This window comes from Pseudomonas sp. 01L34, from assembly GCF_056400265.1.
The window spans coordinates 984,337-997,852 of the sequence record NZ_JBFTSX010000001.1; the positions used below are offsets into that span (position 1 = coordinate 984,337).

Sequence of the window (13,516 nt, forward strand, 5' to 3'; positions counted from 1 at the left end):
CCGACAACTACAAGGAACAGCATCGTGATCAAGTTGAAACTGGATAACGTGAACAAACAATTGGGCGGCGCGCGGATTCTGCGCGACGTCAACCTGGAGATCGCGGCGGGTGAGTTCGTGGTATTCGTCGGCCCTTCGGGCTGCGGAAAGTCGACCCTGCTGCGCCTGATCGCCGGACTGGATTCGATCTGCGCCGGCGACCTGCTGATCGACGGGCGTCGGGTCAACGACCTGGAGCCACGCGAGCGTGGCGTCGGCATGGTGTTTCAGTCTTATGCGCTGTACCCGCACATGAGCGTCTACGACAACATCAGTTTTGGTTTGAAGCTGGCCAAGACTGAAAAGACCAGCCTGCGCGAGCGCGTGCTGAAGACCGCGCAAATCCTGCAATTGGACAAGCTGCTGCAACGCAAGCCAAAGGAATTGTCTGGCGGTCAGCGTCAGCGTGTCGCCATGGGCAGAGCCATGGCGCGAGAACCGGACATTCTGTTGTTCGATGAGCCGCTCTCCAACCTCGATGCGTCCTTGCGGGTGCAGATGCGCAACGAAATCGCCCGGCTGCATGCCCGGCTGGGCTCGACCATGATCTACGTCACCCACGATCAGGTTGAAGCGATGACCCTGGCCGACAAAATTGTCGTGCTCAATGGCGGTCGCGTCGAACAGGTCGGCTCACCGCGCGAACTCTATGAGCGCCCGGCCAGTCGCTTTGTCGCCGGCTTTCTCGGTTCACCCAGAATGAACTTTCTGCCGGCGCGCTTGCAGGCGCCGGGCGAAACCAGCCTGGTCGACAGCCCCGTGTTGGGGATGACGTCCCTGCCCTTCGACAGTTCGAACCTGGCGGCGGGCACGCTGCTGAGCCTGGGCATTCGCCCGGAACACGTGTCGCTCAAGTCAGCGGAAGGAGCCGCCGGCATCGTGGTGACCGCGGTCGAATACCTGGGCAGTGAAACTTATGTGCACCTCGAGACAGGTCAGGACGAGCCACTGATCAGTCGTTGTGAGGTCCACGCCGGATGGCAGGTGGGCGACCGGGTCGAGCTGCTGCTGGACATCGACAACCTGCACCTGTTCGACGCTGACGGCACAGCCTTGAAGCGTCACCCACATGCCATTGAAACCGTCCCTCTGCGCCCGGCACGAGCAGGCGCCCTATGACTTTGTCTTTGAATACCATGAGCGATCCAATGCCTGACTCCCTTGACCTTGCGCAACAGGCGCTGAGTGACGGCCTGTCTCGGGTCATCCACGATTACCGCCCCGGTTATCACATTGCCCCCCCGACAGGCTGGATGAACGACCCTAACGGGGTGGTGTACTTCCGTGGCGAGTATCACGTTTTCTATCAACACCACCCCTTTGACGCCAAGTGGGGCCCGATGTATTGGGGGCATGCCAAGAGCGCCGACCTGGTCCATTGGCAGCATCTGCCCATTGCCCTGGCGCCCGGCGATGACTTCGACCGCGACGGTTGTTTTTCCGGTAGCGCGGTAGTGTGTGGAGACACCCTGGCGCTGATCTACACCGGGCACACCTGGCTGAAAGACGTGGGTGATGAAAGCTCGATCCGTCAAGTCCAGTGCCTGGCCACCAGTGTCGACGGCATTCGCTTCGTCAAGCATGGCGCTGTCATCGAGACCGCGCCGCAAGACTCGATCATGCATTTTCGTGACCCCAAGGTCTGGCAAGCGGACGACTATTGGTACCTGATTGCCGGCGCACGTCTGGGCGATCAACCGCTGCTGCCGCTGTATCGTTCCACCGATCTGCACACCTGGGAGTTCCTCGATTATGTAGCCAGCGGCAGCGAGGGCGATGGCTATATGTGGGAGTGCCCGGATCTGTTTCGCCTGAACGGGCGCGACGTGCTGCTGTACTCCCCTCAGGGCATGCAACCCCACGGTTACGAACGGCTCAACAAATACCAGACCGGTTATCGAGTGGGCCAACTCGACAGCCAATGGCACTTCACCGGCGGGCCTTTTATCGAGCTGGATAACGGCCACGATTTCTATGCCGCGCAAACGCTGGTGGCCGCCGATGGTCGGCGCCTGGTGTGGGCGTGGCTCGACATGTGGGAAAGCCCGATGCCGAGCCAGGCCCATCACTGGTGCGGCATGCTCGGTTTGCCGCGCGAACTTGAACTGCATGACGATCGCCTTTGCGTGTATCCGGCACGGGAGCTCACCGCGCTGCGCGAGGCGCCATTGCCGAGTACGCCTTGGCGGGATGAGTCGGGAACCTGCTGGGTACCGGAAGTGAATGGCGACCTGCTGGAAATCCATGTGCATCTGGATTTGCGCGGCTGCACCGACGGCCACCTGGGCATCGCCTTGCGCTGCAGCGACGATGGCCTAGAAGAAACCCTGCTCTATTACGATGCGGCATTACAGCGCCTGGTGCTGGACCGCAGCCGCTCGGGTGCGCAAGTCAGCGGCCAGCGCAGCGTGCCGATAGACCCGACACAAGAGCGACTGGAACTGCGCGTGTTTCTCGATCGCTCGTCCATCGAGGTGTTCGACGAAAACGGCCGCTTCAGCCTCAGCAGTCGCCTCTATCCGCGGCCCGACAGTCTGGGCGTGAAGTTGTTTAACCACGGCAGTGGTGGGCGTGCATCGATTCCCAAGGCGTGGCCTCTCGCTTCAGGTTGGGTATGAGCGCTGTCATTCGAGTCGCGAGAAACCCGGGCCCTGTGTCATGATTCTGCGTCAACCTGACCGGGCTCGCCTCGCATGACTTCAGTGAAAGACGTTGCACAGCTGGCCGGCGTGTCCTTGATGACGGTTTCTCGAGCGCTCAACAACCCGGAAAAACTGAGCCCCGAAACCCTTCAGCGGGTGCGTCGCGCCATTGATGAACTGCAATTCGTACCGAGCCTGTCGGCGCGCAAGATGCGCGGCGACAACCTCCAGTCGCGCACCATCGGCGTGTTCGCGCTGGATACCGCGACCACACCGTTCGCGGTGGAACTGCTGCTGTCCATCGAACAGACCGCGCAACAGGCCGGCTGGAATGTCTTCATCCTTAACCTGTTGAGCAACCCGCCCACTGACCAGAACATCGACCTGATGTTGTCGCACCGCCCCGACGGGCTGATTTTCAGCGCCATGGGCTTTCGCCACGTCAGCATTCCCGAGCGCTTGAAGAGCAAACCGCTGGTACTCGCCAATTGCCTGGCCGATGACAGTCGCCTGGTCAGTTACGTACCGGACGACGAAACGGGGCAGTATCGCGCCGTGCATCACGCGTTGAGCCAAGGCTATCGGCGCCCGCTGTGCATCAATCTGCCAAAACAGAGCCTGGCCTGGGGGCTGCGACAAGAAGGCCTGTTGCGCGCCTGTCAGGCATTCGGGCTGGCGCCTGACGCGCTTCTGCAATACGACCTTTCCGAGCATGACGCCTACGGTGAAACCGCAGCCATCCTCGACCGGCACATTGTTGAGGGTCGCCCACAATTCGACATTCTGATCTGTGGCAACGACCGGATTGCGTTTTGTGCCTATCAGCTGTTGTTGAGCCGAGGCCTGAAAATTCCCGGCGATGTCGCCGTGCTCGGCTACGACAACATGATCGGTATCGCCGAACTGTTCATCCCGCCGCTGACCACGGTGCAACTGCCGTACTACGAGATCGGTCGCCAGGCTGCCCGCCACCTGATCGAAGCCCTTGAGGTAGAGGGAGCCCAGCCGGTTGATTGTCCATTGGTGGTCAGGGCGTCGCTATGAGTGCGAGCGCCGCAGACCAGCCGGTGCACGAGGTGCCTCAGGATTCGGCATCGACACTCGCGAGCATTGCCTCTCCCAATACGATTTTCCCGCTGTCCTTGAGTGCCTGACCTGCACCACGGATGTCTCTCGCTTCCTTGTTCTGACCCAGCTTGAATTTACCGACCAGGCGAGTGATCTCGATCTCTACCCCAACGATCGCTTTGAGCATCGAGGCGATGTAGTCCTTCGGGGCGTCCGTCATTTTCCATGGCTCGGGCTGGGACGACTCGTGGGTTCGGGTCAGGAGCGCCACCAACCCACGGACATAGCGCTCATCATCGTGAAGGGTGATCCTCCCATGGGCGTGCACCACCTTGTAGTTCCAGGTCGGAACCTGCTTATGGGTTTCGTGTTTGCTCGGATACCAGGTGGGCGAGATGTAAGCCTCGGCGCCGCGAAAAACCACCAAGACTTCGTCGCCATTTTTAACGTCTTGCCAGACCGGATTGGAGCGCGCGACGTGCGCCTGAAGAACACCGAACTGCCCCTGCGCAGCCTTCAACTCGAAAGGAATGTGGTTGGCATCCAGTCCGCTTTCACCGTTGGTAAACAAAATGCCCAGTGGGTGCTGCACGATCAGTTCATGAAGGGCTTCGGCGCGAGGCTCATCAAAATGGGCAGGTACGTACATATCAACTCCTTCAATCGTTCAAGGGTGGGGACAGCGCGCCAGTGGTGAGGTGGCCTTCGTGTGAATTGTGTGGATGAACTGGCCCATGGTATAGAGCCAATATCCAACATAATCACTGAGCCAGAATTGATGGCACGTAAAGCCAACGTTGTTGAAATTCCATCGCTGGGCACGCTGGATCGAACCGCCGGTCAATTGGGACGACAACTTGCTCAAGCGCTTAGGTCCGCGATCCGCAGGGGCGACCTCAAGCCTGGTGAGCTGCTGCCATCGACGCGCACTCTCGGCAAATCGCTGACGATTGCCCGAGGCACCGTTATCGAGGCCTTTGAGCAGTTGATCGCCGAGGGCTTCCTGGAATCCCAAGGCAGAGCAGGTACGCGGGTGGCCCGCTCTTTGGCAGATGCGTCGCCAACCACCCGGCAGGAGCAAGGTCGGCCCACCGAAGCCAGGTCGTGGACGCCCTCTTCCCGAATCGAACGGTTCGCTCAGGTGGCCCAGCAATTTAGAGCGGCTGCGCAGATTCCGTTCTCGGTCTCGGTGCCGATTGGCAAAGCGGCGCCTGACGATATCTGGCGTCGCCTTGGCAATCGCATCAGGGCGCGAGGGGCTGGAGCGCCCTCGGGATACGGCGATCCACAAGGTGCGCTTGAGTTACGGGAAGCGGTAGCGGATTACGTGCGCAAGTCACGCTCTGTGCGCTGTGAAGCGAGCCAGGTCATCATTACATCCGGCACGCAACAGGGCCTGTATCTCGCCTGTCAGGTGCTGCTCGATGTGGGGGATTTTGCGTGGGTGGAGGATCCGGCCTACCGGGGTATCACAGGAATTCTGGAAAGCGCAGGCCATACAAATCAAATGATCCGCGTCCCGGTTGATGCCGAGGGGCTGAATGTTGAAAACGGCATAGCGCAATGCCCCCAGGCACGAGCAGCCTTCGTGACCTCGTCACATCAATATCCACTCGGCATGCCAATGAGCATGGCCAGGCGCGATGCCTTGCTGGCATGGGCCCGGGCGTCCGATGCCTGGATCGTCGAGGACGATTACGACAGTGAACTGCGTTACGCCGGCCACCCTTTTCCATCCTTGCAGGGGCTGGACCCCGACCGGGTTATCTACCTGGGGACGTTCAGCAAAATACTGTTCCCCTCGTTACGACTCGGCTACGCAATCGTTCCGCCTTATCTGGTGCAAGCCTTCTGCGGTGCGCGGGTCCTGATGGATCGGCATCCCGCCAACGCCGATCAGCACGTACTCGCAGCATTCATCGCAGAAGGACATCTGGATCGGCACATCCGGCGAATTCGCGGCGTATACGCAGACATCCACAGGCAAATCATCGAGGCGGTTGCCAGGCTGATTCCTCGCGAACTTGCATGGCTGGAACCGAGCGATCAGGGCATGCATCTGGTGCTTTGGCTGGCGGAAGGTATCGACGATCAGTGGGTCGCCGCCAAAGCTTCCGAAGCTCAGGTATCGGTACGTGCCGTGTCGCCGATGTATGCCGGTGGCAATGGCCGTTCGGGATTGATTCTGGGTTTGGGCGGTTTCAGTGCCGAAGACATTGAGTCCGCCACCCGGCGCCTTGCGCAGGTCATCACGTTGGCCGCGAACCCGTCGGGCCGCAGAATCATGCCAATTGCCATAAAACATTTTTAAAACAATTAGTTGGACAACCTTAATAACTTATTGGACAGAAGGCTATATTTTTGACTAGTAACATTTGACAGGCCACCTTGAGTGATCAATACCTAACAGGGTCGACACCTGACAAAGGCGACGATCTAGTGGATGAATATCCATTGCTGACTGCATTGCAAATAAGGCTTACGAACAAAAGTACTTATTTTTAAAGGGCCGAAGGTTCGGACCGTGCGGTAGCTTTGGCCATCGCAAAGTATCGGCTTCATTTCGTGCCTGAAGGCGACATCATGCACAGCGTTAATTAAGGTTTACACATTCCACTTTGCAATCACTTTGAAATCACTTTACCGTTTCCCTGGCGTTACATGCTTCATCATTGATACACCGTTTTAAAAGCTTAACACTTTCGCGACTTCCACAACCTCATTGCGTTCACTGGAAGGATAACGGCATCGCTGATACGCAACAGGCATGCTTAAACCAACGTTACGGAGCTTGCCAGTATGCTGACGACTACCCAAGCCTCTAACTGGTATCTTTTGCAGTGCAAGCCACGTCAGGACGAACGGGCGAAAATCAATTTATTGCGGCAAAACTATGTCATATTTTGCCCGCAAACCGTTAGCCAACGCAGGATACATGGTAGCCCCCATCAATCCCTTGAGCCGCTCTTCCCGGGGTACCTTTTCATTCAGCTAGGCCGTGACGACAAGTGGGCCCCTTTGCGTTCTACACGTGGCGTCAGCCGAATCGTCGATTTTAATCACGGCCCGGCAATGGTCCCTGACGATGTCATCACACACTTGCAAGAGCGGTGTTATAAACCACCGGAAATTCTTGCACCTCACACGTTCAGGCCCGGTGAAAAACTGCAAATAACCCGAGGACCGCTGTCGACACTCGAAGGTATTTTCATGACCATGTTAGGTGACGAGCGAGTTATGATCCTGCTTCACTTTCTGAATAGAGAGCAGCCGATTCGTATTCCACTGACTGATATTGAGCGAGCACGCCTCCATCTATAATCCCCTATTCAACTTACTTCAATAACAAAACCTGAACACATTCACCCAACTTTAAATTCAAACAAAAATTTATGCCTTTTTTTATTTCATGGATTGTTTCCAGGCGCGTGATTACTCACACTTGCGGACTCCATTCGCATGAAGAAATCACTGACATCAGCCGATATTACATCGCGCACATTCGGCCCTGTTTTTCCGGTCTATAGTCATTGGATTCATCCCCAAGGAGCAATGATATGACCCTTAAGACCCATGGCCCCTTCGCACTGATAGTGATCTCTCTATATCCCGGAGCGGCCTGGAGTCTCGACCCCCAGGCCATTAACATCTACGGATTCGACTTCACACCCACGTTGTTATTTTCAGAGAGCTACGATGACAACTTCCGGGAGCTAGATCGGGGACGTCAGTCTTCCATGGTGACCAAGGTGGCGCCCTCTTTCGAACTCAAGGCCGAAGATCGAAACAGTGCCACGCGACTTATCTGGCAGCCTACCCGCTACATTTATCGTGATCATCCGGACGCCTCGAATACGGCACAACGTGTGCGGCTCGACAGCATCATGGAGTTCACCGACCGCCATCGCCTGAAACTTGAAGGGGAAGCGCGTAAATACGAACGCACGACATCGACTGCTGTCGATGGCATCAATGACAAGATTCGCACTAATCGCGTCAATGGTCTCTATACCTACGGCGCCAAGAGCGCTGCCAATCAGATCGATCTGGGCGCAAGTTACGCTCAACTTCGTTACGACAACTCCGACGGCATCAATAAAGACAAAGAGCGCAATACCACCGGCCTGACCACCACCTGGTACCACCGTATAGGCAGCAACACCCGCGGCTTGCTGGAGTACGACCATACCGTCTTCGACTACCTGCTCTCCGACAGCCGTCTCAACAGCACATCCAATGCGGTCCTGGCCGGTGCCGAGTGGGACTTCACCGCACGCACCACCGGCAAAGTACGCCTTGGTTATGAGCGTAAGAACTTTGATGACAGCAGTGTCAAAGACCTCAGTAACCCGACCTGGCAGGTGGACCTGCGATGGAAGCCACGAACCTACTCGACCTTTTCGTTCGTTGCTCGCCAGGCGCTGGCCGAGGGCGACGACGGTGCTGACGCCGTCAAGACCAGCTCTGCGCTGTTCGGCTGGCGTCATGGCTGGACCGAGCGGATCACAACGGTGGCCGAAGCAGGGCTGGCCCGCTATGAGTACGAGGGGCAGAACCGCACCGACAACCTTCGCGACTACAACTTCGCCGTGGAATACCAGATGCGCCGCTGGCTGGATATCGAATTGGGCTATCGCCACCGCAACGACAATTCCGATGCCGACAACCATAGTTTTGAACGCAACATCTTCCTGCTCAGCTTCAACGTAAGTCTCTAAGAGGTTTCCCCCCATGAACTCGCGAATGCTTGCCTTGTTGTTCGTGCCGTGGCTGTTGCCCGTGACTTTTGCAGCGGACACCGGCGCCCAGTACAAACTGGCGGCCGGCGATGTATTGCGCATCACCGTATTCGGAGAACGGGATTTAAGCTTCGACAAAATCCGCCTCAATGACGCCGGTACATTTTCCTATCCGTTCCTGGGTGAGATCTCCGCCAAGGGGCTCACCCCCAATCAGGTGGAAAAGATCATCGTCGACGGGCTCAAGCAAGGTTACCTGGTCGACCCCAAGGTCAGCCTCAACCTGATCGTCTACCGCTCGTTCTACATCAATGGCGAAGTACAAAAGCCCGGCAGCTATCCATACGAGCCCGGGCTGACACTGGAAAAAGCTATTGCACTGGGCGGTGGCCTGACCGAACGGGCCTCGATCAAGCGAGTGACCATCGTGCGCGGCGATGGCTCACCACCATTGACCGATACGGTCACGCGCAGCACCGCCATCGCTCCCGGTGACACCATCTCCATTGCACAAGGCTTTTTCTAAATCATGGATAACAGCCCAAGCATCTACGTTGAACGTCCGCTCCAGGCGCATCTGCCTCAGCACCAGCAGCATGGCGAGGAGAAGGACACCATTGACCTGCTCAAATTCTGGAGGGTGATCTGGCGTGCTCATTGGAAAATCGCTTGGTTGGTGCTGCTTGCCTGTGCGCTTGCGATGGCCATTCTGTCATTCATTCCCGCGCAGTACATCGGCAGCGCCACCCTGCTGATCAAAGAAAAAACGCCACCACTGCTGACCTTCCAGCAAGTCACGGACTCAAGCTCCGGTACCGTCGATTACTTGCAGACGCAATTGGCGCTTCTGCAATCGCGGGACTTGGCCGAACGCGCCGTCAAAAAGCTCAACCTCACCACTAACCCGGTGACCGATCCCCGCCAGCAACCGCAGTCATGGTTTACGCCACGCGAATGGTTGGCAAACCTTGATCTTGGCCAGTGGTGGCCGGCACTGGACTTTTTGATACCCCAACAGGTAACGCCCACTGAAACCGACATTTTCAATGAGGTCACGCAGAACCTCATGAAGCGCACCGACGTCAAATTCGTCGGCAAGAGCCAACTGCTCAACATAGAGGTGTTGCTGCCCGACCCTGACCTGGCGGCCGCAACCGCCAATGCGATTGCCCAAGGCTTCATTGATAGCCAGTTCGACAATAGCCTGAAGTCCTCGCAGACCAACGCCAGTTGGATGAATTCACGCCTGGTCGAATTGCGCAATAACCTGCGCATTGCCGAAGACAAGCTTCAGGCTTATCGGGAAGAACAAGGCCTGGTCGATGTCGGCGGTGTCGCCACCATCAGCGCCAACGAACTGGAAATGACCGGCAACCGCATGATCGATGCCCGCCGTAACCTGGCGGAAGCCGAGAGCCGGTACCGTCAGGTCCAGGCCCTGAGCAATGGCGATCTGAGCAGACTCTCCAGTGTGCCCGCCGTCTTGAGCAACGCTTTGGTGCAGAAATTCCAGGCACAACAGGCCAAGGCTCAAGCCAAGGTCGAAGAATTGTCCGGGCGTTACGGTCCAAAACATCCGACCCTGATCGCCGCCCTCGCCGAGTTGCGTACGGCCACCGACAGTTTGCGTCTACAGGTTCGACAGGTGGTTGCCAGCATCGAACAGGATTACCAGCTAGCCAAGGCCAGTGAAAGCTCACTGCATAAATCATTCAACAGCAACAAGACGCAGATACAGGATATCTCGCGCAAGGAGTTCCAGCTGCGTGAGTTACAGCGAGAAGTCGACAGCAGTCGCGCGTTGTATGAGACCTTCATCACTCGCTTGAAGGAAACTGCGGCCACCTCAGACATGGATTCCACCAAAGCGCGTATCGTCGACCCAGCGATTGTGCCTTTGGAACCGAGCAAACCCCGTAAAACACTGATCATGGTGATTGTCGCCATCGCGGCCGCGCTGATCGGCATGGCGCTGGCATTAATATCCGAAGCCCGGAACAAAACCTTCAAGACCGACGAAGCGGTCGAAAGCATGCTTAATATCCCCCTGCTCAGTGTGGTGCCGCTGGTCACGAAGAGAAGCCGCCGGCAACTGGCGCGATTGTTCGACGACAACGAGCATCCGCGTTTTTGCGAGACCATTCGCAACTTGCGCACCTGGCTGATGTTGCACAGTGGAGAAAAGCCGTCACAGGTAGTGCTCGTTGCCTCGACCATGGCCGATGAGGGTAAAAGCACCATTGCCAACAACCTGGCTTACTCGCTTGCATTGCTGGAGCGGGTCCTGTTGATCGATGCCGACATGCGCCGATCCAGCCTTTCGCTCAATTTCGATTTTCCGGCAGACAGCCCGGGGCTGGCCAATGTCCTGGCAGGTACCGCCCGACTCGAAGATTGTATCCGGACTGTCGGCAATCTAGACATGTTGCCGGCCGGCAAGCTTGCGCCCCCGCCGCTTGATCTACTTAGCTCGCCGTGCCTGGCGCCCCTGCTCGAAGCGCTGAAGTCGCGTTACCAGCGCATCATCATCGACTCCCCGCCTGCGCAAATGGTCAGCGACGCGCTATTGCTGGCCAAGCATTCGGACGCGGTGATCTACGTGATCAAAGCCGAAAGCACACCGGTCAGCCAGGTGCAGAAATGCCTCGCCATTCTGCAACAGAGCCACGCGCCGGTGTTCGGTGTAGTGCTCAATCAGGTTGACCTGCGCAAGGCGCGCAAGCAGGGCTACAGCCATAGCGATACGTTCCAGAACTACGACTATCTGACCCGGTAAACCCTTGCGCCTGTCTCTTGAGTAGCTTCTTTCCAACAACCACCAAAAACTGCTTCATCCCAGTCGATCGATACCAGCGTGCGGGAACGAGGGCGTGCAGAATTCGACGCCGATGTCCAACCCATGCCTGGAGGTTGAGCCGATGACATCGCTATATACCGCTCAAATGATGCACCGGCGAGGTCTGACTTTCTGGGGCCAATGGGTGTGTGCGCTCAGCCTGGTCAACCTGCTATTGATATTGCTGGTGCATTGGAGGATCGGCAGCCTGACCAGTGAATACCGCATCCTGATGGTTCTCACTGTGCTCGGCTCGATTCCGATCTACAGCGTCATGCAGGTTTACCACAAGCGTCATGAATGGTTGTCGGGGCTCGGTCGTTTGCTGGCGGCCTGGCTGATTCTGCTGGCCGTTCTGATCAGCATCGCCTTTGTCACCCAGACCAGCGCGATTTTTTCGCGTCAAGTGATCATCGTCTGGACCGTGTTGGGTTACCTGATCCAGGCTGCAAGCTTCCTGCCCTTGCATTACCTGGCTCGATTGCACTCGCGCAAGCTCTGTAACGAACGCCGCGCGGTAATCATCGGTACTTGCCCGACCGCATGCCGGCTTGCAAGGAAACTGTCCAGACCGAACCGCGTACCCGTACTGGGGTTTATCGCGACCGCCGAACATACCGGCCCGGCACCGAGCATTTTGCCGCTGCTGGGCCGCATCGACGAAATTCGCGAAATCATCACCCACCTGCACGTACGCCGGGTCTACATCGTCCTGCCGTTGGCGCAGGCAGCCATCATTGAAGCCCTGTACATCGACCTTCTGGACATGAATGTCGACGTGGTCTGGATTCCTGATTTCGGCAGCATGGTGTTGCTCAATCAATCGATCTCGGAAATAGAGCGAATGCCGGCCATCTACCTCAATGAAAGCCTCATCAGTTCGCACCCCGGCAGCCTGCTCTGCAAAGAGCTGTTCGAACGTAGCCTGGCCGCCGTGGCCATTATTGTGCTTAGCCCCTTGCTACTGATCGTGGCGGCAGCGGTCAAGCTCTCTTCGCCCGGCCCGGTGTTGTTCAAACAAGATCGTTACGGCTGTAACGCCGAGGTGATCAAGGTCTGGAAGTTCCGCTCGATGCATGTGCATGACGACAGCGAAGTGCGCCAAGCCTCTCGCGAAGATGAACGCATCACCCCGCTCGGGCGCTTTTTGCGCCGTAGTTCGATCGATGAGCTACCGCAGCTCTTCAACGTGCTGTTCGGTGAAATGGCCCTTGTCGGCCCGCGACCGCACGCGGTCACTCACAATATTTACTACACCGGCAAAGTACGCGCCTACATGGCCCGTCATCGCCTCAAGCCAGGCATCACCGGGCTGGCCCAGATCACCGGGCATCGCGGTGAAACCCAGACGCTGGAAAAAATGCAGCAACGCGTCGCCCAGGACCTCAACTACATCAACCAATGGTCGCTGTGGCTGGACATCAAGATTCTCGTCAAGACCCCTTTCACGTTGTTCTCAAAGGACATTTATTAAGGAGTCAGCCATGATAGATCTGGAACTGATCGGGCATTTCGCACCGAACCTGCTGGACGCCAACAAAGCATTTTCCTTCATTAACTTTGCGTCCATCGGCAGTCTGTTCGATCGGAGTCCGACGTCCATCGCCTATTTTTGCGATGGAATGTTGATGTCTACCTTCATGTCGCGCATCACCGGCCGGACGATCGGTCGGGTCAGCTTCGACTTCACGTCCATCGCCGACGCTGTCTTCAGTTGTGCCGAGAAACAAGGCAAGCGAATCTATTTTGTCGGTGCCAGGCAAACCGAACTGGACCTGTTCATCAACAAGATCAAGGGGCGCTACCCGGCGTTGCTTATCGCCGGTCATCACAACGGCTATTTCGATGCACCGCAGGCCGCGTGCATTCAGGCGGACATCTGCCGCAGTGAAGCCAACATCCTGATCGTCGGTCTGGGCGCCGGGCTTCAAGAGCAGTTCGAACAGGATGCCCTGCGTGCCGGCTTCAACGGTGTGGCATTCACCTGTGGCGGCTTCATACGCCAAGAGGCGACGGCCACACACCATTACTACCCTGAGCTGATCAACCGTCTGCATCTGCGCGCGTTCTATCGGATGTACCGCGAACCCCACACCATCAAGCGCTACCTGGTCGATTACCCGACCAATTTTGTTCATCTGCTGGCGATGATCGTCCGGCGCCAAGTGACGATCCATATCACTTATCCCTGA

At 57.3% G+C, this 13,516-nt stretch carries 11 protein-coding genes; 10 read left to right on the forward strand and 1 reads right to left on the reverse strand.

The window, feature by feature from the left end:
• The first annotated feature begins 24 nt into the window (after positions 1-24).
• The 3 genes from AC1DQM_RS04345 (at position 25) to AC1DQM_RS04355 (ending at position 3,725) form a co-directional block, all read left to right on the forward strand.
• Positions 25-1,158, forward strand: coding sequence for an ABC transporter ATP-binding protein (locus tag AC1DQM_RS04345; protein ID WP_230139044.1), 1,134 nt, complete (start codon positions 25-27; stop codon positions 1,156-1,158).
• On the forward strand, positions 1,155-2,657 hold the full coding sequence (locus AC1DQM_RS04350) for a glycoside hydrolase family 32 protein (RefSeq protein WP_230139043.1): 1,503 nt from the start codon (positions 1,155-1,157) through the stop codon (positions 2,655-2,657). The genes AC1DQM_RS04345 and AC1DQM_RS04350 overlap by 4 nt, the downstream gene beginning before the upstream one ends.
• Positions 2,658-2,732: 75 nt before the next feature.
• On the forward strand, positions 2,733-3,725 hold the full coding sequence (locus tag AC1DQM_RS04355) for a LacI family DNA-binding transcriptional regulator (protein ID WP_019651691.1): 993 nt from the start codon (positions 2,733-2,735) through the stop codon (positions 3,723-3,725).
• A gap of 37 nt (positions 3,726-3,762) precedes the next feature.
• Here AC1DQM_RS04355 and AC1DQM_RS04360 read toward each other — a convergent pair whose 3' ends face one another.
• Positions 3,763-4,398: an FMN-binding negative transcriptional regulator gene (locus AC1DQM_RS04360; RefSeq protein WP_230139042.1), complete on the reverse strand. Its 636-nt coding sequence runs from the start codon at positions 4,396-4,398 to the stop codon at positions 3,763-3,765.
• Between the two features lie 129 nt (positions 4,399-4,527).
• On the opposite strand from AC1DQM_RS04360, the gene pdxR reads away from it, so the two are divergent.
• From pdxR to AC1DQM_RS04395, 7 genes are all read left to right on the forward strand, one after another.
• Positions 4,528-6,060 (forward strand): MocR-like pyridoxine biosynthesis transcription factor PdxR, encoded by a 1,533-nt coding sequence (pdxR, locus tag AC1DQM_RS04365; RefSeq protein WP_230139041.1) that lies wholly within the window; start codon positions 4,528-4,530, stop codon positions 6,058-6,060.
• 488 nt (positions 6,061-6,548) lie between these two features.
• Positions 6,549-7,070, forward strand: coding sequence for a transcription/translation regulatory transformer protein RfaH (gene rfaH, locus AC1DQM_RS04370; RefSeq protein WP_230139040.1), 522 nt, complete (start codon positions 6,549-6,551; stop codon positions 7,068-7,070).
• 236 nt (positions 7,071-7,306) lie between these two features.
• The gene (locus tag AC1DQM_RS04375) at positions 7,307-8,467 is read left to right on the forward strand and encodes an outer membrane beta-barrel protein (protein ID WP_230139039.1); all 1,161 of its coding nucleotides are present in this window, start codon (positions 7,307-7,309) and stop codon (positions 8,465-8,467) included.
• Positions 8,468-8,480: 13 nt separating this feature from the next.
• Positions 8,481-9,014 carry a polysaccharide biosynthesis/export family protein gene (locus AC1DQM_RS04380; RefSeq protein ID WP_026286626.1) on the forward strand — a complete coding sequence of 178 codons (534 nt, stop codon included), beginning with the start codon at positions 8,481-8,483 and terminating at the stop codon, positions 9,012-9,014.
• Positions 9,015-9,017: 3 nt separating this feature from the next.
• Positions 9,018-11,264: a GumC family protein gene (locus AC1DQM_RS04385; RefSeq protein WP_138867405.1), complete on the forward strand. Its 2,247-nt coding sequence runs from the start codon at positions 9,018-9,020 to the stop codon at positions 11,262-11,264.
• A 142-nt stretch (positions 11,265-11,406) separates the two neighbouring features.
• Entirely contained in the window at positions 11,407-12,798 is a 1,392-nt protein-coding gene (locus AC1DQM_RS04390; RefSeq protein WP_086945648.1) for an undecaprenyl-phosphate glucose phosphotransferase, read from the forward strand.
• A gap of 10 nt (positions 12,799-12,808) precedes the next feature.
• Entirely contained in the window at positions 12,809-13,516 is a 708-nt protein-coding gene (locus AC1DQM_RS04395) for a WecB/TagA/CpsF family glycosyltransferase (RefSeq protein ID WP_018928897.1), read from the forward strand.

Excerpts from the sequence above, each read along its gene's own strand:
- AC1DQM_RS04350 (WP_230139043.1), top strand. The coding sequence starts at position 1,155 with ATGACTTTGTCTTTGAATACCATGAGCGATCCAATGCCTGACTCCCTT.
- AC1DQM_RS04355 (WP_019651691.1), top strand. The coding sequence starts at position 2,733 with ATGACTTCAGTGAAAGACGTTGCACAGCTGGCCGGCGTGTCCTTGATG.
- AC1DQM_RS04360 (WP_230139042.1), bottom strand. The coding sequence starts at position 4,398 with ATGTACGTACCTGCCCATTTTGATGAGCCTCGCGCCGAAGCCCTTCAT.
- pdxR (WP_230139041.1), top strand. The coding sequence starts at position 4,528 with ATGGCACGTAAAGCCAACGTTGTTGAAATTCCATCGCTGGGCACGCTG.
- rfaH (WP_230139040.1), top strand. The coding sequence starts at position 6,549 with ATGCTGACGACTACCCAAGCCTCTAACTGGTATCTTTTGCAGTGCAAG.
- AC1DQM_RS04375 (WP_230139039.1), top strand. The coding sequence starts at position 7,307 with ATGACCCTTAAGACCCATGGCCCCTTCGCACTGATAGTGATCTCTCTA.
- AC1DQM_RS04380 (WP_026286626.1), top strand. The coding sequence starts at position 8,481 with ATGAACTCGCGAATGCTTGCCTTGTTGTTCGTGCCGTGGCTGTTGCCC.
- AC1DQM_RS04385 (WP_138867405.1), top strand. The coding sequence starts at position 9,018 with ATGGATAACAGCCCAAGCATCTACGTTGAACGTCCGCTCCAGGCGCAT.
- AC1DQM_RS04390 (WP_086945648.1), top strand. The coding sequence starts at position 11,407 with ATGACATCGCTATATACCGCTCAAATGATGCACCGGCGAGGTCTGACT.
- AC1DQM_RS04395 (WP_018928897.1), top strand. The coding sequence starts at position 12,809 with ATGATAGATCTGGAACTGATCGGGCATTTCGCACCGAACCTGCTGGAC.